This is a genomic window from Desulforamulus aquiferis (genome assembly GCF_030577015.1).
Classification (GTDB): domain Bacteria; phylum Bacillota; class Desulfotomaculia; order Desulfotomaculales; family Desulfotomaculaceae; genus Desulfotomaculum; species Desulfotomaculum aquiferis.
On sequence record NZ_JARPTC010000025.1, the window covers coordinates 35,097 to 54,594 of the forward strand.

A 19,498-nucleotide genomic window follows, 5' to 3' on the forward strand; every position below is an offset into this window, starting at 1 on the left:
CCCTAGCCCTCCCTTTCCCGTAGCTTCTCAGGGGGCCGGACGGCAACCTTTTCCACCGCCTGAATGATTTTGCTGTAGCCTGTGCACCGGCAAAGATTACCCGATAGACAAACCTTGATCTCTTCCCTGGAGGGATTTGGATTATTATCAAGCAGAGCCTTGGCCGACATAATCATCCCCGGTGTACAAAAGCCACACTGTACCGCACCTTCCTGAATAAAGGACTCCTGCAGGGGATCTAGTTTCTCCCCAACAGCCAGAGATTCGATAGTATTAACCTTGGCTCCGGCTACCTGGGCAGTAAGGATTAGGCATGAGTTGACCGCCTTGCCGTCCACAATCACCGTGCAAGCCCCACATTCCCCCTTACCACACCCTTCCTTGGTCCCAGTCAGGCCAAAATGCTCCCTGATCGTCTGAAGAAGGGTTGTATCCTCCGGAACATCCGCCTTAACAGGCTTTCCGTTCAAAGTAAACTCATAAATTGCCATACCTGCTCCCCCATATCTAGACTAAATACCAGCCCTGCTTCGTACTCTTACCAGGGCCTGACTGCATTGTTTAATTATGTTCTCCTGCTCCATGCTCCTTAAGCGCCCGTCCTGGTAAAGTATTTTTCCGTCTACCATGGTCAATGTCACGTCACTGCAGCGCACCTGATAAACCAGCTGGGCATATATATCGGCTCCTTCCCCTGGGGAACAATGGAGCTTATTTATGTCAATCAATGCCAAATCCGCCTTCTTACCTGGTTCCAGGGAGCCTATTTGTTCCTCCAGACCCATGGCCGAGGCACCACCCAGGGTTGCCAGTTCAAAGGTCTGCTGGGCAGGCAGTACCGTTGGTCCATGCATAACCTTTTGGATCAAGGCAGCTGTCCTCATCTCGGTAAAGATATCCAAATTATTATTGCAGGGTGCCCCATCGGCCCCTATAGAAACCTGTATGCCTCTTTTTAACATTTCCGGAATAGGAGCAATTCCTGAGCCTAGTTTTAGATTGCAGGAAGGGCAATGAGCAACTTTCACCTCATACCTTTGCAGTATCTCCAGCTCCTGTTCGTCCAGCCAGATGCAATGTGCTAAGACCAGGTTTTTACCTGCCAAACCCAGATGTTCGAAATAAGCCACATTGCGCATATTCCGCTCCCTCTGTACCAGGGCAATTTCATCCCGGTTTTCCGAAGCATGGGTGTGGATTAATACGTCGTATTGTTTGGCCAGCTCCCCAACCTTGATCAACAATTCCTCAGTACAGGACACAGCAAAGCGGGGATTAAAGGCATAGCTTAACCGTCCCTCCCCCTGCCCATGCCATTTTTCCAACAGCTTGACACTTTCCTGCAGGGATGCCTCGGTCCCTTCCAAAAGGGTTCCTGGCACCTCTGGACCCCAATCCATCATACATTTACCGCTTACGGCCCGAATTCCCGAGTCTACTATGGCCTGAAAGACCGATTCAGTATGATTTACCGTTGCCATATCTATAAGGGAAGTTGTTCCTCCCCTTAAAAGCTCCCCTATGCCAAGCATGGCTGAGTAATATAAGGACTCCTGGTCGTGGCCCCCCTCCAGGGGCCAAATGCGTTTCTGTAGCCAATCCATCAGCTCCAGGTCATCGGCCTGGCCCCGGAACAGTGTCTGGCAAAGGTGAATGTGGGTTTGAATAAGTCCCGGTATCAGCACCTGCCCCCTGGCATCAATTATTTGATCAGCACTATAGTCCTCTGTGCCAATGGCTTTAATCCAACTATCCTCAACCAGCAGGTTACCCCGAAGGATTTCCCGGCTGGGATTCATTGTTACAATAATGGCATCTTTAAATAGGATTGTTGTCATTCCGGGCCTCCTTCAATACAATAAACTTCTTAGACCCCTGGCTGAGTACCCTGCCTCAATTCCGCCAGCAGCTTTTCAGGGGTTACCGGCAGAGACTTTACAGCAACACCAGTGGCGTCTAAAATAGCATTGGTAATGGCAGGTGTAACGGCGATCAGAATTGCTTCCCCGACACCTTTGGCCCCGTAGGGACCGCTGGACTCCAGTTCCTCCACCGGGTGAGTCTCGCTTTCCGGTGCGTCAAGGGCTGTGTGCATAATATAGGTGCTCAGGTTGGGGGTTAGAACCCTGCCCCCTTCCATCACCACATCCTCACAGAGGGCATAGCCCATGCCCATGAGGACCCCACCATCAGCCTGCCCCTCAATGCCCTGCTTATTTATGACACGTCCCGCATCGGGGACACTTAATACCTTTATAACCTGGCACTCTCCAGTATGCATATTTACCTCCACCATTGCCACATTGCTGATGCCGCTGTAGACCAGGTGGGGCAATCCGGCGGCCCCTTGGATATCCCGCTCGGGTACAGGGACTACAAAGCTGCCCGCCACACAGTTTATGCCCTGCCCGATAAGTTCCCCGGCTAATTCTGAATAACTGCAGCCAATACCGGAGTTTTCCCTTGAGGTAACCCGTCCTAGTTGACAAGTTAACTGCCCAATATTAAGGTTCAGCCTTTTAGCAGCTTCCTGCTTTAACAGATCCAACATAGTGCTTGCGGCATTGATGATGGCATTGCCGGCAGCGTAGATGGACCGGGAAGCGGTTGAGCTGCCTGCATCCGGCGTCAATAATGTGTCTCCGTTGATGGTTGTAACCTCATTAATATCACATTCCAGTGCTTCAGCGGCAATTTGGGAATAAGCCACATTATTGCCCTGACCTATGTCGGGGCAACCCACGGCTACGGTAAAGGTACCATCTATATGCAGTGTTATGGTAGCCCGGCTGATATCCGTAAGGCCCCTGCCCAGACCCACACCCTTAAGTCCTGTGGCAACACCGATACCCCTCTTAAGCCAAGGCTTTTCTGTCCCTGCCTTCCACTTTTCCCTTTGCAGCCACCCTTCCCATTGGCTGGCAAGCTCCAGGGTTTTGATGGTTCCCACACTCTGGGTCATGGTGTGTCCCAAAGGGGCGGTATCTCCCTGGCGCAGTCCATTTTTCAGCCGTATTTCCAGAGGGTCCAAGCCCAGCTGCCGGGCCAGCAAATCCATTTGGGTCTCCATGGCAAAGGTTACCTGGTTGTCCCCAAAACCACGCATGGCTCCAGCCACCCCATTATTTGTATATACACAATAGCCGATTTTTCTAACGTTAGGCACCCGGTAGGCGCCACTGGAATTTTCAATGGCCACATTCAAAACTGAGCCACCCAGTGAAGCATAGGCTCCGGTATCTGAATACAGGGTTACCTCATTGGCCAGCAGCTCCCCTTCTCTGGTCGCTGCCGTTTTTAACTTTATTACCATGGGGTGTCGCTTCCAGCCCACCACAATAGATTCTTCCCGGGAAAGTACAATCTTCACCGGTCTGCCGGTCTTCAAGGTCAATAAGGCCAAGTGAATTTGGATGGTAATCTCATCCTTGCCCCCAAAGCCACCACCCACCGGGTTGGATACAACCCGGATCTTTTCCCGGGGATAATTTAACGACCGGGAGATTTGCAGCTGATCCCGGTGGGGATAGTGGGACCCGCACCAAACAGTGAGCATTCCATCCTGATCAAGGGTGGCCACCCCAGCCTCGGTCTCCAAAAAACCATGCATCTGCCGGGAGGTGGTATAGGTGTTCTCCAGCACAATATCTGCCCTACCAAAGGCCTCATCCACAGCTCCCGTCTCCACCTTGGTTAATCTAAATACATTGCCCTTTTCATGCACCAGTGCAGGATTATTCTCCACCGCAGCCACAGGATCTAAAACCAGGGGAAGGGGCTCATATTCCACCTTGATGGCAGACAAAGCCTCCCGCACCAGCTCCCGGCTTTCCGCCGCCACAACTGCCACCGCATCACCTAAGTAGCGAACCTTATCCCAGCAAAGCACCGGCTGATCCTGCACCGTAATCCCATAGCCATTCAGCCCCGGTACATCCTCATGGGTCAAAACCGTCACCACCCCCGGCATAGCCCGGGCAACAGAGCAATCAATACCCTTAATCAAAGCGTGGGGATACTCACTCCGCAATATACCTCCCCAGAGCATCCCAGGAAAACTCAAATCACTCATATACCGAGTCTCCCCCGTGGTCTTCCCCCTGGCATCCTGCCTGGTTACGGCTTTATTTATCCACTTAAACTCCATCTAATCACCTCACTTTGAAAACTCGGTGAAGCGGTAACAACATAGCTAATCCCCCTAAAAGACTAGTCCCTCGATTAATAGCAACTTATTTACCCTTCCCCCGATAAGGAGTCCCCACCAAAGGCAAACTCCCCCTAAACCTCCCATCATACCGATAATAAGCCAAACTAACAGCAGGAGCTGTAGGTATAGCAGCAATCTCCCCCACACCCTTAGCCCCAAAGGCCAACTCCGAATCATTCTTTTCGACTAAAATAACCTCTATCTCAGGCATATCCGTAGCCCTAAACAAACCCAAAGTAGCATAGCGGGCCACCGGCACCCCATCCAGCAAAGGAAAGTCCTCTTTTAATGCATAGCCCAACCCCATGGCAATCCCACCCTCAACCTGACCTTCAATGGCGGTGGGATTAATGGCCCTACCAATATCATGGGCCGCTACAATCTTCTTCACTTTACCCTTTTCATCTAAGACAACCACCTGGGTAGCATAGCTATAGGCCACATGATTCACCGGATTTTCCTTGGGTGCATTCAGGGGATCTGTAACACCGGTATATTCTCCATAAAACTCCCGCCCCTCCAGCTCTTCAAGGGATTTACCTTTAAGATCATCTGCCAGGGCCAAAGCAGCCCGGCGGGTAGCCTCACCGGTGAAGAGGGTCTGTCGAGAAGCGGTACTGGTGCCTGCATCAGGAGTAACGGCCGTATCCGGTGCTCCCGCCAGTATTAATCCCCCAGGCACCCCGGTAATTTCACTGACCATCTGAATCATAACCGTGGCCAGCCCCTGACCCAGGCAGGCTGCACTGGTTAAAACATGCACCTTCCCAGCCTCTACCTTCAGCAGAGTTCTTCCGGTATCCGGCACTCCAACACCTAGTCCGGTGTTTTTCAGGCAGCAGGCAATGCCTGCCAATGGGTTGGCCTCATATATATCCTTAACTGCCAATAAAGTTTCTTTAATGGCAGTCCCGGCATCTGCAATTTGTCCCGTTGGCATGGCCACACCTGGTTCCAGAGCATTTCTGTAACGTATTTCCCAGGGTGATATGCCCACCATTTCCGCCAATAAATCCAGATTTGATTCAAGGGCAAAACAGGATTGGGTAACCCCAAAGCCCCGGAAGGCACCCGCCGGAGGGTTATTAGTATAAACACACCAGCCCTTGATATCCACATTTGGTATATGGTAGGGTCCACCGGCATGGGTACAGGCCCTCTGCAGCACCTGGGCCCCCAGGGAAGCATAGGCCCCTGTGTCCGCCACCAATCTGGCAGTCATGGCCATTAGCTTACCTTCCCCATCACAGGAGGTAGTTACCTCCATCTCCATGGCATGGCGTTTGGGATGAACCAATATGCTTTCCTGGCGACTAAGGGTTAGCTTCACCGGTTTACCCGTATGCCAGGCCAGCAGGGCTGCATGGTGCTGGACACTGAGGTCCTCTTTACCCCCAAAGGCCCCCCCTACAAGCATACTGACAACCCTGATCTTTTGCGGGCTAACGCCCAGTATAGAAGCAATTCCATGCTGATCCTCATAAACACTTTGACAGCTTACATAAACCGTTAATCCCCCATCCTCCCTGGGAACAGCCAGGGCGCTTTCCGGTTCCATAAAGGCATGTTCCGTCGGGGGAGTTGTATATTTACGGGTGACGGTAAATTTGGCCTTGGCCACCGCCTCCGCTGCATTTCCACGATTAACCACAGTGGTACTGAGAATGTTTCCCTGGGGATGAATGGAAGGGGCATCCTCACACATGGCTGCCGCCGTGGTTGTAATCGCTGCCAATTCCTCATACTCAACGGCGATTAGCCCTAAAGCCTCTCTGGCCGCTGTCTTGGAACGGGCCGCCACCAAGACCAGGGCATCTCCCACATAGCGTGTCTCCTCGCCCATGGCCACCAGGGCAGGCCAATCCTTAAAAATCATCCCCCAATAGCGATTACCCGGCACATCTGCCGCCGTTAATACTGCCTCCACCTTTGGATGGGCTTTGGCGGCACTTACATCAATGGACTTTATGACGGCCCGGGGATATTTAGAGCGCAGCACCCCTCCATAAAGCATCCCGTCAACCTTTAAATCATCAACATAAAGACCTGTCCCCAAAACCTTTTCCTCTGCATCAATTCTGCGATAGCGTGCTCCAATCCGGGCCTCTTCCCCGGCGGCAGGAGTAATTTCTCCCCCCAGAGCCTTGGCTGCCAGAAGCACAGCCTGCTCAATCTTTACATAGCCGGTACACCGGCAGATATTAAACTTCAAGGCATTTCTAATCTGTGCAGGAGAAGGCTTTGCTTCAAGATCCAGCAGCCCCTTGGCACTGATAACCATTCCGGGGGTACAAAAGCCGCACTGCACCGCCCCGGCCTCAGCAAAGGCCCAGCTGTAAATCTGCTTTTCCCTTTCGGAAAGTCCTTCCACGGTAACAAGACTTTTACCACTAACCCTATCCACAGTTAAAGCACAGGCCCGTTTGGCCTGGCCATCCACCAGGATCATGCAGGCTCCACAGGCCCCTTCGGCACAACCGTTCTTAACGGAAGTCAATCGGGCCTCTTCCCTTAAATATTCCAACAGGTTCATCCCCTCCCGGGCAATGACCTGTTTGCCGTTCAGGAAAAATTCAGCCACATCAAACACCTCCCGGTTTACTAACGGTTTTTACGCAGCACACGCCCCGAAAGGACACCTGTTTCCTGTCCCCGCTCCAGGGCGGGAAGTCCATTAACAAAGACATACTCAAATCCCCCGGGGAACTGGCATGGGTCTGTAAAGGTGGCCCGATCCTCCACTGCATCAGGGTCAAAGAGGACCAAATCCGCCTTCAGGCCCGGGCGCAATAGTCCCCGGTCGTAAAGGCCAAGTCTGGCTGCAGCCCGGCAAGTCATGCGGGACACCGCCTGTTCCAGGCCTAAAATCCCCTCTTCACGAACAAATTTTTGTAAGATCCTGGCCGTTGAGCCGTAGGCCCGGGGATGGGGTTTTCCTCCCAGCAGCCCGTCAGTCCCCAGCATGCCCATGGGGTGCTGCATAATGGCAGCCACATCCTCAGGATGCATGCTGAAATTGACCATAGAAACCTCCAGACGCTCTTCCAGCAGTAGATCAAAAACCACTTCCTGGGGGGAACAGCCCCTTTTAAGGGCTATATTGGCCAAGCTTTGACCTTCCCATTTTTTATTGGCGCCTTCTGGCACACCAGTTACCAAAATGCCGTCCCAGCCAGCAGCTGTGGCGATATTTTCCCAGCCGGGTAAGCCCTCTGCCATTTGCCTGGACAAAACCGCCCTGGTTTGAGGGTTCTTAAGTCTTGCAAGCAGAGCCTCTGGCCCCCCGGCATGGGCATGGGCGGGTATTAAAATGCTCAGCATGGTGCTGCCTGCTGGATATGGATACTGGTCAAAGGCGGCCTCCAAGCCTTCCCGGCGGGCCTCCTCAAAGAGATTCAATATCCTTCCAGCCTGGCCCCAGTTCTCCTTACCCATTACTTTAAGGTGTGAAATATGCGGCGCCACCCCGGTTTGTCTGCCAAGGTCAAATATTTCCTGGATTGATTCCTCCAATAAATCCCGCTCATTGCGAACATGAACCACAAAAATGCCCCCGGCAGTCGCGGTCACCCTGGCTAGTAGTGATAACTCCTGATCATTTCCAAAAACACAGGGGGGATAAATCAACCCCGTTGAAAAGCCAAAGGCCCCTTGCTCCATGGCCTGGGTCGCCAGTTGGTCAATCTTGTTCAATTCCTCAGTGGTGGCGGGTCGTTCATCCATTCCCACCGCCAGCAGCCGCAGGGGACCGTGACTGACAAGTACTGCCAGATTAGTTGCGGTTCCGGGTCCCTCCAATGCTTTCAAATAGTCGGCAAAGCTGCCCCAGGACCAATCAATGGCCGGGTTGCCCAGTAAGCCCGTGAGATATTGACGATAATTTGCAGCTACCCCTTCCTCCATGGGAGCAACCCCTAGTCCATCCTGGCCCAGGAGTTCAGTGGTAATCCCCTGTCTTATCTTAGCCGAGCCCAGGGGGTCTGCCAGCTGCATTAAATCCGAATGACTGTGCATATCAATAAAGCCTGGGCTAAGGATAAGCCCGTCGGCATCGATTACTCTTTTATAAGCCTCTTTATCTGTTATCCGGCCCATTTTAACAATGGTATCCCCGGCAACAGCCAGATCTCCCTTATACCAGGGTGCACCGGTTCCATCAACAACTTTTGCCCCGCGAATTAATAAATCTGCCATGGTTCCTCCTTGGCCTTTTATAACGGCATGCTTAGGGCCTTGTGCTTGCAGCGGGTAACACATAATCTGCAGCCAAAGCACTTCTCAGAATCAATCTCCAGCCTATCACCCACCCTGATGGCCCCGTAGGCACAGCTGGTTGCACACAATCCGCATAGCTTGCAGCTATCATAGTTTACTTCAGGAACCAGGGGTGTGCTTCTGGTTACCCTCTCAGCCAGCTTACGAATTGTCAGTCCTTTAATATCTTCCACCGATTGATAATTATGACTGTCTAGAAAATCATTAAGTTCCTTAACTATCTTGCCGTAAACCTTCGGCCCCTGTAAGATTGCCGCCGTGCATACCTGCACCGCCGAAGCTCCGGCCATAAACATCTCTGCCACATCCCGGCCATTGGTAATACCGCCAACACCAATGATGGGAATCTTTACAGCCCTTGCAGCATCAAAAATGCAGCGCAGGGCCAAGGGTTTAATGGCTGCGCCGGACAGCCAGCCATAACCTTCTTTGCTGCCCATCATGGGGAGACCGGTCTCCAGGTCAATTCCCAGGCAGGGTCCGAAGGAGTTTATCATCACTAATCCATCTGCCCCAGCTGCTTCCAGGGCCACAGCAATTTCTTGAATATTGGTATGGGGACTAAGCTTAACAAATACCGGCACATCCACCGCAGCCTTTGCTGCCTTGAGGGCGTCGACAATAGGCGTGATGTCCTTGCCTACATAGTGGGTAGACAACTCCAGGCCATCGGCATAGGGCTTGACTAGTTTAGCCAGTTGACCAATTTGCTCAGCAGTATAGCCAAGACCTATTATCACAGGCAATCCCGTATCCTTGGCCATTTGGTATTCCTTTTCAATCCACTGCTCCTTGGGCAGCTCTGACCACAGCTCGGTGTTCAAAAAGCCCCCCTTAATCTCCGCCATACATGGCCGGGGAACCTCCGCCGGTTGAACAGAAATGGTTTTGGTTACAAGGCCACCTGCACCACCCAGGGCAGCAGCCTGACACATGGCACCATCCTTTACCGGAGGGCCAGCTGCCGGCATCACCGGATTGCTAAAGCTGAGACCGCAAAATTCTACGCTGAGTTTTGCCATAATAAATCTCCCCTAACTCAAATTAACCTAAATATTGGTCAAGCTTAAAAAGTTTACTTATACTATATATTTATAATTCCACTTTATTTGCCTAAAACCTTCTGAGGCAGCCTGTAATATTAACAAGCCGCCTCATCCATGCCCGCCATCAACATTCCCAGATTATTCTCGTTGGCTTCCTCCGAGGGTAATATCTTCATAACCTGTCCTTCAAAAAATACAGCTATCCGGTCGCTAAGGTTGGTTACTTCCTCCAGATCCTCGGAAATCAATATTACACCCATACCCTGCTCCCTGGCCTTTAACAGCATGGAATGCACATATTCTGTGGCTCCGATATCCAGACCCCTGGTTGGGTAAGCAGCCACCAGCACCAACGGCTTCCGGGTAATTTCCCTGGCTAATATCAGTCTCTGTATATTCCCCCCGGATAACCTTCCCGTGGATGTTTCCAGGTTGGGCGTCTTAACCCCATAACTGGCAACTAATTCACTGCTGCGGCTGCGAATAGCCTTATTCTGTAAAAAAAATCTTTTTGCATAGGGGGTCTGGTGATGATCCTTTAAAATCAAATTTTCCCAGATGTAGAAGGACCCTATGGTTCCCACGTGTAGTCTGTCCTCCGGGATATAGCCCAAACCTTGCTGTATAATCCTTTTGGGATGCAGGTTGGTTATTTCCTGCTCCTTTAATTTAATCTGACCCCGGTCCACCCGGCGCAAACCGCTGATGGCTTCAGCCAATTCCTTTTGTCCATTTCCAGATACCCCGGCAATACCTAAAATCTCCCCTGACTGGACCCCAAGGGAAACCCCCTTAAGGGCTGGAGTACCCTTATCACCTGTAACAGTTAAATCCCGCACTTCCAAAACAGTGTCACCAAAACAGGTTCTGGACTCCCTGGATAGTACCGAGGTTTCACGTCCAACCATCAGCCGGGCCAATTCCTCGGGACAAGTGTTTGATGTATTTACCGTAGCCACATGTTTTCCATCCCGGAGAACTGACACCCGGTCACTAACAGCCATAACCTCACTAAGCTTATGACTGATAATAATAATAGATCTACCCTGCTCAGCCATCTTCCTTAATAGTCCGATCAGCTCCTGGGCCTCCTGGGGAGTTAATACTGCTGTAGGTTCATCAAGGATTAACAGGCTTGCCCCCCGGTAAAGGGCCTTGACAATCTCAACCCTTTGCTGCTCACCTACGCTCAGCTGCCAGACATAGGCTTCCGGATTAACTGCCAGCCCGTAGGTAGAGGATATTTCACGTATTCTGGCCGCCACAGACTTCAGGTCCAGAAATGGGCCCCTTCCACCTTCCAGTCCCAGGGCCACATTTTCACTTACGGTAAGGGTGGGCACCAGCATAAAATGCTGGTGCACCATTCCAATACCCAGATCTATGGCATACCGGGGGGAGTTAATTTTAACTGATTCCCCATTGATAAGAATATCTCCCTCTTCGGGCTGATACAGTCCATATAGAATGTTCATCAGGGTGGTTTTTCCTGCACCATTTTCCCCAAGGAGGGCCAGTATTTCACCGGATTCAACCCTAATGCTTACATTGTCGTTACTAAGAACACCAGGGAACCTTTTGGTTATGTCCCGCATTTCTAAAGTTTTAATATCTGTCACCGTAGGTCCCACCTTTACCGGCTAGCTAGCCTAAATAGAAACATCAATCTTTAATGCCCCGCTGGCAATATCCTCCTTAGCCTTTTCCACAGCATCCTTCACATCCTGGGGTATTTTATCTTCCAGTTGAGGATTATACTTAAATTCCAAGGTACCATCGGCAAAGGAAAGGGTCAGGTGCTTGTCACCAAGGATACCCTGTTTTCTTAATTCGATCATGTTTTCTAAAACCTTCTCCCAGTTATAGACCTGGGCTGCCAGCACTGTTTCAGGTGCAATGCTACTCTGGTCCATATCTGTGGACATCCAATAAACCCCTGGCTTGCCTGCGGCGGCCTTAATTGCCCCCACAGCCTGCTGGGAAGAACCAGTAAGGATATCTGCACCTGCGTCTAAATGGGTCTTAGCAATCTCCCCGGCCTTAACTATTTCATTAAAGGAGCCAGTATAAGCAATCTGGATTTTTATATCGGGATTACCGGCCTGAACTCCCTGCTGGAAGCCCTTATTATATTTGATAGCGTCTCCTGCCTCAACAGGTCCAACAATGCCGATAACCTTTGACTGGCTCATTTTAGCAGCCAGTAGGCCTAATAAATAGGCGCCCTCCTGGGCCTGGGGGTCATAGGCAAAGATATTGGATTCGGTTTGGAAGCCGGTGCCATAGGCAAAACTTGTGTTAGGAAAATCTACGGCCACCTCTTTAACAACACTCTGGTACTGGGCGCCATGGGCAATAACTATGTCAAAGCCCTGGGTAGCATATTGACGAATGGCGGCTCCAGCATCAACCGCCTTTCCTAAACGCTCACTAACTGCCAGCTCGATGGTTCCCTTTTGTTCCAATACTTTTAATTCTTCATACATGGATTGTGCCCAGGCTAAATCATCTACGGTACTGGGAAGAACCAGGGCAATTTTCACCTTTTGTTCCCCGGGTTGTTCCACGTTGGTCTCGGGAGCCTTCTCCGCAGGCTGAGAGCCACAACCGGCCAATGCCAGCATCACCATTAGGGCAGTTAACAGCAGGGCCATTCTTTTCATGGTAGCACTTTTCATTTCTTCCTTCCTCCTCATTTCTTGGTCTTTATTTACTATCCCCGGGAACCTCGTTCAAAGGGCCTTCCCAATGCAGCAGGAGCCCAAACGCGTCCAAAGGTTATAGCCAGCGCAATGATCGTAACAACATAGGGCAATATTACTGCCAGCTCATAGGGGAAGTTGATACCGAGAACCTGCACCCAGAGCTGGAAAGAATCCGCCATACTAAAGAGTAATGAACCAGCTAAGATCCCCCAGGGACTCCACCTTCCGAAATAAACCAGAGCAATAGCGATAAAGCCCCGACCAGCTGTGATATTATCTGCAAACATGTGGGTATTTCCCACAGTCAAAGCGGCACCGGCCAAGCCTGCCAGCATGCTTCCCACAATCAAGCACTGATAGCGCACCCGTTCAACACTTACACCCAGGGTGTCCGCCGCTTCGGGAGTTGTACCTACAGCCCTAACCTTTAGTCCCCAACTAGTTTTGAACAGCACTACCCAGGCCACAGGAACCAACAGAAAGGCCAGGTAGACTAAAATATTATGATTAAAAAGAACAGGTCCGATAAAAGGTATTTCACTTAGTAATGGGAGTTCTACCGGAGTTAGTCCATCAATGGTGGTAACCCCACCCACATAAAGCCTGTAGAATAGCCCAGACAAGCCCCAGCCCAGCATAAACAGGCCGATACCACTAATTCCCTGCTCTGCCTTGAGGGTTACACTTACTACAGCCATTAAGAGTCCCATCAAACCTCCCGCTCCCATGGCGGCCAGCAAACCTAGGTAGGGGTTGCCTGATTTTAATGTTAAAAAGAATCCGAAGAAAGCACCCATTAGCATAATACCTTCCAAACCCAGATTATAAATACCCGAGCGCTGGGTAAACATCTCTCCCAGGGCCGCCAGTAGGTAAGGGGTAGCTAATCGGAGGCCGGTGGCAAGCATGCCAAGAACTATTCCCTGGCCAAAAATATCTTCCATTAGTCTGTTTCCCCTCCCTTACGGTATTTCTTTGGTAAGAACCCCTTAAATTTCTCAAGGAGTTCGGGCTTGCGCAGAATCAAATCAGCAGCCACCACAAATAGAATGACAAAACCTTGAATTACCAGCACAATGGCCGCCGGAACCGCCACTGCCCGCTGCATCATATCGGCGCCCAAAATCAAAGCCCCGAAGAGGATCGATGCCGGAATGATTCCCAGGGGATGCAGTCTTCCAAAAAGGGCGGCCACAATTCCGCTAAAACCATAGCCCGCAGAAATATCCTCCAGGGCCCTGTGATGAACTCCCAACACCTCCACCGCACCGGCCAGTCCCGCAAAGGCTCCGGCCAGGGCCATGGCAAGTATCAAATAAAACCTTACTTTAATACCAGCGTAGCGGGCGGCATCGGGCCCAGCCCCAACGGCCCTTAAACGGTAGCCAATAGTTGTCCGCCAAAGGAGTATATAGACCAGTACCGCCAAAATGATGGCCAATATAAAACCTGTATGCAGGCGTGTTCCTGGAATTAAGCGCTCAAGCCATAGCACATCGGGAATAAGAGCCGTCTGAGGAACCCCTGTGCCATAAGCCACTTCCTGGGGATCTATTAGAAATCCCCTAATCATAAAAAGGTAAAGCTGAGCTGCAATTTGGTTAAGCATTACAGTACTGAGGATTTCATTTACTGCAAGTCTTGCCTTAAGCCATCCGGCAATGCCTCCCCAAATTCCACCGGCCACGCCACTGGCAATAAAGACCATTGGCAGTAACAAAATTCCTGGCAGATTGGGAAAGGCTAAGGCTACCCAGGCAGCTGTAATAGCCCCCATCAAGACCTGCCCTTCACCGCCGATATTTAAGATGCCGCTTCGAAAGGAAATAATAATCCCCAGCCCCACCAGCAACAAAGGTGTGGTCCTCACCAAGGTCTCGGTAATACCAAATTTACTGCTGAAAGGTCCACTAAGCATTACACCATAGGCCTTGATGGGATCCGACTTTGCCAGCAAGATAAATAAAGCCCCCACCAGCAGGGCGGCCAATAAGGCTGCCAGCAATACTAAGGTTTGTACTATCCAGGATTTTTGAACTTCCAGCTTCAACTAAAGCAACTCCATTCTGACTGACTAATTTATTAGATAATAAACACCTTCTATGTAGTTCTTACGAATATTCCCTTTTAAGATTAAAAGTCTTTCCATACCCTTGTTGCCAACTCCCGAGACCTGGCTTTGATCCTTTCCTCATCAATACCCTCCAGGCAGCGGTTCCACATAACCACCTGGCCGTTAATTATGGTGGTGTCCACCAGGGGGCCTGAGATGCCGAAAATTATATGGCTGTCTAAATTGCTCGGAAGCATGGGAGTTGGTGGATCATAGTTTACAATAATCATATCTGCAAAGGCTCCGGGCACCAGTTTCCCCATGGGTCGCTGAAAATATTGCCCCGCTATCTCTGTATTATTAGCGAAAAGCATGGCCGGAGCTTCCACCCAGCCGACCCCTGGATTCCCCAGCTGATGTTTGTGCAGGATATTGGCTACCTTCAGGGATTCAAACATATCAGCAGTGTAACCATCTGTGCCAAGGCCAAGGTTGACCCCTTCCTGGAACATCTTAATCACCGGAGCACACCCAACGGCATTACCCATATTGGATTCTGGGTTATGTACAACCCTGGTACCGCTCTCCTTTAGCAAGGCTATTTCCCGCTCATTTATATGCACACAGTGCACGGCAATAGTATTGCTGCCCAGGATACCGAAATCAGCCAGCCTCTCGACTACCCTCTTGCCGTATAATTTGATGCTGTCATTGACATCCTCCATTCCCTCAGCGGTATGGATGTGGAAACCAGTACCCAGGGAAGAGTTTTCTGCACAACAGCGGGTCAGGGTCTTGTCACTTATGGTAAAAGAGGCATGTAGACCAAACATTCCGGCCAGCATGGGATTATTCTGCTGCTGGCAATATTTGATAAACTCAACATTTTCTCTAATCCCCAGGTCTGCTACTTCCGAACCATCTCTGTCGGATACCTCGTAACAGAGGCAGCTCCTTACTCCAATTTCCTCCGCGGCCTTGGCGATGGTAAATAAACTATCCTTCACTGCGCCGGGACTGGCATGGTGATCAAAAATGGTAGTGGTACCATTCTTAACACAATCAATCAGCGGCGCCAGGGCACTGTAGTATACATCCTCCAGGGTCAGCTTTTTATCAAGCCTCCACCACAGCCGTTCCAGAATCTCCTGAAAATTAGCCGGAGCTGCGTCCTTGAGGGCCATCCCCCGGGCAAAGGTGCTGTATAAATGCATATGGGTGTTTATAAGACCCGGCATAATTAGCTTGCCTTCTGCATCCAGGAAAGACGCCTCCGGATATTTAGCCTTCAATTCAGAAGTAGTGCCCACCTCAACAATAAGATTTTCCCTAATTGCCACACAACCATCCTTCAGGTAAGGTTGCTCATCATGTCTTGTAATCAGCCTGCCATTGCCCACCAGTAACATATAATTCCCTCCCTGTCTTCTTTGACCAAGGTTTAAAGAGTACAAAAAAAGCTTTCCAGAGAGTCACCTTTTACTCTCCAGAAAGCATCTTTGCTAAAAACCACGTTGTTTATTCATTTGTTAAGATTATATTACTAATATTAAAGATTGGCAAGGACTTTTTAGTTATACTTAACTTCCGGTGACTTTAATCCTTTGGCTAGCTACCAGAAGCCCCTTTGCCAAAACTGCAGTTTGGAAATCGGCAGCCTTCACAGGAACGACAGAGTCCCCCATGGGCTAATTTCACGATATCCCGCCGGGTAATTTTTTCCCCTGCCAACAGCCTGGGAAGAAGTAAGTCCAATATGGTAATTTTAAAATACATGCCACAGGCCGGAATGCCCATGACAGGTATATCTCCATGATAGGCCATTAAAAACATTGCCCCAGGTAAAGCTGGTGCGCCGTACTTTATAATCTCTGCCCCCGATTCCCTAATACCACTGGGGGTAACATCATCAGGGTCCACCGACATCCCGCCTGTTACCAGAATAATTTCAGCACCCATCTTTATGCAATGCTTAATACTTTCCGCAATTTTACCTGCATCATCGGGGGAATAAATTATATCTAAAACTTCCGAGCCCCAGTATTCCATCTTATTGTTTAGAACTGGGCCGAAGGCATCGGTTATTCTGCCTTTAAAAACTTCACTGCCTGTAACGATGATCCCCACCTTCTTTTTGAGAAAAGGTAGTACCTTCACCACTCCCATTGATGCTGCGGCTGCTTTCTCAGCAGAGGAGATAACCTGCTCCGGTACAACCAGGGGAATAACCTTGGTACCAGCCAGCATTTCTCCTTTACTAACCTGGGTATTATTAGACAAGGTTGATAGGATTACATCAGGCAAGTCATTTATTTCTTCAAGGGCAGTGAGATCTATTTTAAGTAGGCCATCATATTTTGCATACAGATTTACCCTGCTCTCCTTTGGGGGGCTACAACTCACGCCACAACCTGCCGCTGCATTGCCCAATCTAGTGCCTGCCTCATCCTCATGAATTTCACCTGGCTCCAGCTCCAGCACAAAAACATGTTCCTTACCCAGTCTTAGAAATTCATCTATATCTCCGGATTTAATCACATGGCCCTTTTTAAAGGCAGTTCCTTTAAATTCGTCCTTAACTATCTTTGTAATATCATGGCAGAGAATCCGTCCCACCGCATCTTGTATTTTAATTATCTCAGTTTTCACTACCCTTGCCTCTTTCCTTGAATTTGTTATAACACCACCGGGTGACTACGACGAAGGAAATTCCCCCGGCCCTGCTTGCCAATGAACCTACCTTCTTCCACAATCAGCTCCCCCCGGGCAATGGTTGCCACCGGGTATCCCTTTACCTCCATTCCTTGATAGGGTGTATAATCAACCCTTTCATGGAGCAGGTCTTTGCTAATGGTTTTTTCCAGGTTAGGATCAAAAATTATTATATCAGCATCACTACCCACACCTAGTGTCCCCTTCTGGGGATAAAGCCCGAATATCTTAGCGGGGTTTGTGGCAGTAATTTCAACATATTTGCAGAGATCAATAATTTGTTCGTTAATTCCATAGTTATATATTAAACTCATTCTGGCCTCAATACCGGGACTGCCATTGGGTATCCTGTTAAAGGCTTCCCTGCCCAAATCCTTTTGTCCCTTATAGTTATAGGGACAGTGGTCGGTGGCCACAACCTGTATCGCTCCCCCGGCTATACCCTTCCACAATTCTTCCTGGCTTTCCCAGGGCCTCAATGGAGGTGACATAACATATTTTGCCCCCTGAAAATCAGGTTCCAGATAATACTTGTCCGATAAAAGAAGATACTGTGGACATGTCTCCGCCATTACCGGCAAACCCTCCCGGCGGGCTCGGGAAATTTCCCCAAGGGCTTCCCGGGAACTTAAATGAACTATATATATGGGTGCCTCCACCAATTGGCCCAGTCTAATCACCCTGGCCACAGCTTCCTGTTCTGCCAACGCCGGCCTACTTAGGGCATGATATTGGGGGGCAGTTTTACCCTCAGTCAATAGCTCCTTAACTAAGTATTGGATCATATGATGATTTTCCGCATGTACACAGACAATGCCACCATGCTCCCTGGTTTGTTTTAACGCCCTAATTAATACACCGTCCTCAACTCGCAAACCATCATAGGTGGTAAATAGCTTAAAGCTGGGATAGCCCCTGCGGATCATGTCAGGTATTTCATTAAATACACTATCCCTCATATCACAAACAGTAATATGAAAGCTATAGTCAATTACAGCTTTACCCTCGGCCTTTCTATGCCAAATATCCACAGTTTCTTCCAGGGATTCACCCGGACTTTGGTTGGCAAAATCAATAATTGTGGTGGTCCCGCCACAGGCAGCAGCAACGGTGCCGGTATAAAAATCATCACTAGTTACTATTCCCCCGCTGGGCATATCCAAATGTGTGTGCACATCAATACCCCCGGGAAACAGGTATTTCCCGCCGGCATCCATTAGTCTATTGCCAAAGGGAGCTAAGCTTGGTCCTATAGCTGCAATCTTGTCTCCCTGAATGGCTAAATCTGCCTGAAAGATATCAGAAGCAGTAACTATTGTGCCCTTGGTAATCACTAGATCAAATTTCTTCATAACCTACCCCCATTTCTTATCAAAGCTAAATATATAGAGAGGCCCTATTCACTAATTGAATAAGACCTCCGCGTCTTTAAAAATTGTTCAATTTGGAGCAGATTATTTTCCAATTCTTACATCTATTTAATTAATATATATACAATCTGCACTACTAATTATACTTTTCTATGAACTAATAGTCAATTATGGGTTGACTTGAAAAAGTCCCAGTACATTCCCCTCCGGATCTTTAAAAAAGGCACATTTACCCTCATTACCGGCAGTTTCCCAAGGGACCAGCACAATGGCACCTAGATCCTCTAGCCTCCCAACTGACCTCTTTAAATCTTCCACCCTGATAAAGGGGGTTATTCCCCCGGCATCAATACTCGCTACCCTCCTGAAGCCTCCTCCGGCAAAAAGGGCATAATTGCCAGCTTCCTGGACCTTAATATGCCACCCAAACATTTTTTCATAGAAAGCTTTGGCCCGTAGCATATCTTTTACTGGTATCTCTATATGGCAAAAACTGTCCGGCAAATAATCACCTCCTAAAAATAAAAAGCAGGCTTTTTAGCCTGCTTTCGTAGCTTAACCAATCATGCTCAGGAAATACCGATGTATTCTTAAATCATTGGTCAATTCAGGGTGAAAGGCAGCGGCCAGAAAGTTATCCTGCCGGGCCATAACTATCTTATCCCTGTAACTTGCCAACACCTGAACACTTTCCCCAGTGCTCTCAATATAGGGTGCCCGGATAAAAACAGCCCTTATGGGTTCCTTATCTATCCCAGGAATAAATAAGTCAGTTTCAAAACTATCCACCTGGCGGCCAAAGGCATTTCTTTCAACCTCAATATCCATTAAGGATAACCTTGGCTGGTCAGAACCAATAATATCCTTGGCCAGCATAATCATCCCTGCACAGGTTCCAAAGATGGGTACACCCTTTTTGCCAAGGTTAATGATTGGCTCAAAGAGGTTAAATTGGTTCATCAATTTACCCATGGTGGTACTTTCACCACCCGGGATAATAAGACCACTTAAGCCCTCAAGCTGTTCAGGCTTACGAACTTGGATGCTATCCACTCCACAGGCAGTTAGGGATTTTTGATGATCCAGGAAGGCACCTTGAAGTGCCAATACCCCTATAACCATAGTCT

15 protein-coding genes are annotated in these 19,498 nt (G+C 49.5%); all 15 read right to left on the reverse strand.

The genetic code is table 11. The annotated features are described in order from the left end of the window. Positions 1-2 precede the first annotated feature (2 nt). The 15 genes from P6N53_RS16455 to pdxT all read right to left on the reverse strand — a co-directional run bounded on the left by P6N53_RS16455 (position 3) and on the right by pdxT (position 19,493). Positions 3-491 (reverse strand): (2Fe-2S)-binding protein, encoded by a 489-nt coding sequence (locus tag P6N53_RS16455; RefSeq protein ID WP_304545118.1) that lies wholly within the window; start codon positions 489-491, stop codon positions 3-5. Positions 492-512: 21 nt separating this feature from the next. Continuing rightward, complete coding sequence (locus P6N53_RS16460) at positions 513-1,838, reverse strand: 5'-deoxyadenosine deaminase (RefSeq protein WP_304545120.1); 1,326 nt, start codon at positions 1,836-1,838, stop codon at positions 513-515. A 29-nt stretch (positions 1,839-1,867) separates the two neighbouring features. Beyond that, on the reverse strand, positions 1,868-4,147 hold the full coding sequence (locus P6N53_RS16465; protein ID WP_304545122.1) for a xanthine dehydrogenase family protein molybdopterin-binding subunit: 2,280 nt from the start codon (positions 4,145-4,147) through the stop codon (positions 1,868-1,870). Between the two features lie 85 nt (positions 4,148-4,232). Next, the gene (xdh, locus tag P6N53_RS16470) at positions 4,233-6,791 is read right to left on the reverse strand and encodes a selenium-dependent xanthine dehydrogenase (protein ID WP_304545124.1); all 2,559 of its coding nucleotides are present in this window, start codon (positions 6,789-6,791) and stop codon (positions 4,233-4,235) included. A gap of 20 nt (positions 6,792-6,811) precedes the next feature. Continuing rightward, on the reverse strand, positions 6,812-8,404 hold the full coding sequence (locus P6N53_RS16475; protein WP_304545126.1) for an N-acyl-D-amino-acid deacylase family protein: 1,593 nt from the start codon (positions 8,402-8,404) through the stop codon (positions 6,812-6,814). Positions 8,405-8,421: 17 nt separating this feature from the next. Then, a complete protein-coding gene (locus P6N53_RS16480) occupies positions 8,422-9,507 on the reverse strand; it encodes a 4Fe-4S binding protein (RefSeq protein ID WP_304545128.1) in 1,086 nt (361 codons plus the stop codon). 119 nt (positions 9,508-9,626) lie between these two features. Then, on the reverse strand, positions 9,627-11,150 hold the full coding sequence (locus P6N53_RS16485; protein WP_441315726.1) for an ABC transporter ATP-binding protein: 1,524 nt from the start codon (positions 11,148-11,150) through the stop codon (positions 9,627-9,629). A 30-nt stretch (positions 11,151-11,180) separates the two neighbouring features. Next, positions 11,181-12,209: a BMP family protein gene (locus P6N53_RS16490; protein WP_304545130.1), complete on the reverse strand. Its 1,029-nt coding sequence runs from the start codon at positions 12,207-12,209 to the stop codon at positions 11,181-11,183. Positions 12,210-12,244: 35 nt separating this feature from the next. After that, positions 12,245-13,180 carry an ABC transporter permease gene (locus P6N53_RS16495; protein WP_304545132.1) on the reverse strand — a complete coding sequence of 312 codons (936 nt, stop codon included), beginning with the start codon at positions 13,178-13,180 and terminating at the stop codon, positions 12,245-12,247. Beyond that, positions 13,180-14,286, reverse strand: a complete 1,107-nt coding sequence (locus P6N53_RS16500; protein ID WP_304545134.1) for an ABC transporter permease — start codon at positions 14,284-14,286, stop codon at positions 13,180-13,182. The genes P6N53_RS16495 and P6N53_RS16500 overlap by 1 nt, the downstream gene beginning before the upstream one ends. A gap of 83 nt (positions 14,287-14,369) precedes the next feature. Then, on the reverse strand, positions 14,370-15,698 hold the full coding sequence (ssnA, locus tag P6N53_RS16505) for a putative aminohydrolase SsnA (RefSeq protein WP_304545136.1): 1,329 nt from the start codon (positions 15,696-15,698) through the stop codon (positions 14,370-14,372). Positions 15,699-15,897: 199 nt separating this feature from the next. After that, positions 15,898-16,938, reverse strand: a complete 1,041-nt coding sequence (locus tag P6N53_RS16510) for a molybdopterin-binding protein (RefSeq protein ID WP_304545138.1) — start codon at positions 16,936-16,938, stop codon at positions 15,898-15,900. Positions 16,939-16,964: 26 nt separating this feature from the next. Next, positions 16,965-18,353 (reverse strand): dihydropyrimidinase, encoded by a 1,389-nt coding sequence (gene hydA, locus P6N53_RS16515; protein ID WP_304545140.1) that lies wholly within the window; start codon positions 18,351-18,353, stop codon positions 16,965-16,967. A 186-nt stretch (positions 18,354-18,539) separates the two neighbouring features. Further along, a complete protein-coding gene (locus P6N53_RS16520) occupies positions 18,540-18,875 on the reverse strand; it encodes a VOC family protein (protein WP_304545142.1) in 336 nt (111 codons plus the stop codon). A gap of 51 nt (positions 18,876-18,926) precedes the next feature. After that, on the reverse strand, positions 18,927-19,493 hold the full coding sequence (pdxT, locus tag P6N53_RS16525) for a pyridoxal 5'-phosphate synthase glutaminase subunit PdxT (protein WP_304545144.1): 567 nt from the start codon (positions 19,491-19,493) through the stop codon (positions 18,927-18,929). Between the last annotated feature and the right edge of the window lie 5 nt (positions 19,494-19,498).

Excerpts from the sequence above, each read along its gene's own strand:
- P6N53_RS16455 (WP_304545118.1), bottom strand. The coding sequence starts at position 491 with ATGGCAATTTATGAGTTTACTTTGAACGGAAAGCCTGTTAAGGCGGAT.
- P6N53_RS16460 (WP_304545120.1), bottom strand. The coding sequence starts at position 1,838 with ATGACAACAATCCTATTTAAAGATGCCATTATTGTAACAATGAATCCC.
- P6N53_RS16465 (WP_304545122.1), bottom strand. The coding sequence starts at position 4,147 with ATGGAGTTTAAGTGGATAAATAAAGCCGTAACCAGGCAGGATGCCAGG.
- P6N53_RS16475 (WP_304545126.1), bottom strand. The coding sequence starts at position 8,404 with ATGGCAGATTTATTAATTCGCGGGGCAAAAGTTGTTGATGGAACCGGT.
- P6N53_RS16480 (WP_304545128.1), bottom strand. The coding sequence starts at position 9,507 with ATGGCAAAACTCAGCGTAGAATTTTGCGGTCTCAGCTTTAGCAATCCG.
- P6N53_RS16490 (WP_304545130.1), bottom strand. The coding sequence starts at position 12,209 with ATGAAAAGTGCTACCATGAAAAGAATGGCCCTGCTGTTAACTGCCCTA.
- P6N53_RS16495 (WP_304545132.1), bottom strand. The coding sequence starts at position 13,180 with ATGGAAGATATTTTTGGCCAGGGAATAGTTCTTGGCATGCTTGCCACC.
- ssnA (WP_304545136.1), bottom strand. The coding sequence starts at position 15,698 with ATGTTACTGGTGGGCAATGGCAGGCTGATTACAAGACATGATGAGCAA.
- hydA (WP_304545140.1), bottom strand. The coding sequence starts at position 18,353 with ATGAAGAAATTTGATCTAGTGATTACCAAGGGCACAATAGTTACTGCT.
- pdxT (WP_304545144.1), bottom strand. The coding sequence starts at position 19,493 with ATGGTTATAGGGGTATTGGCACTTCAAGGTGCCTTCCTGGATCATCAA.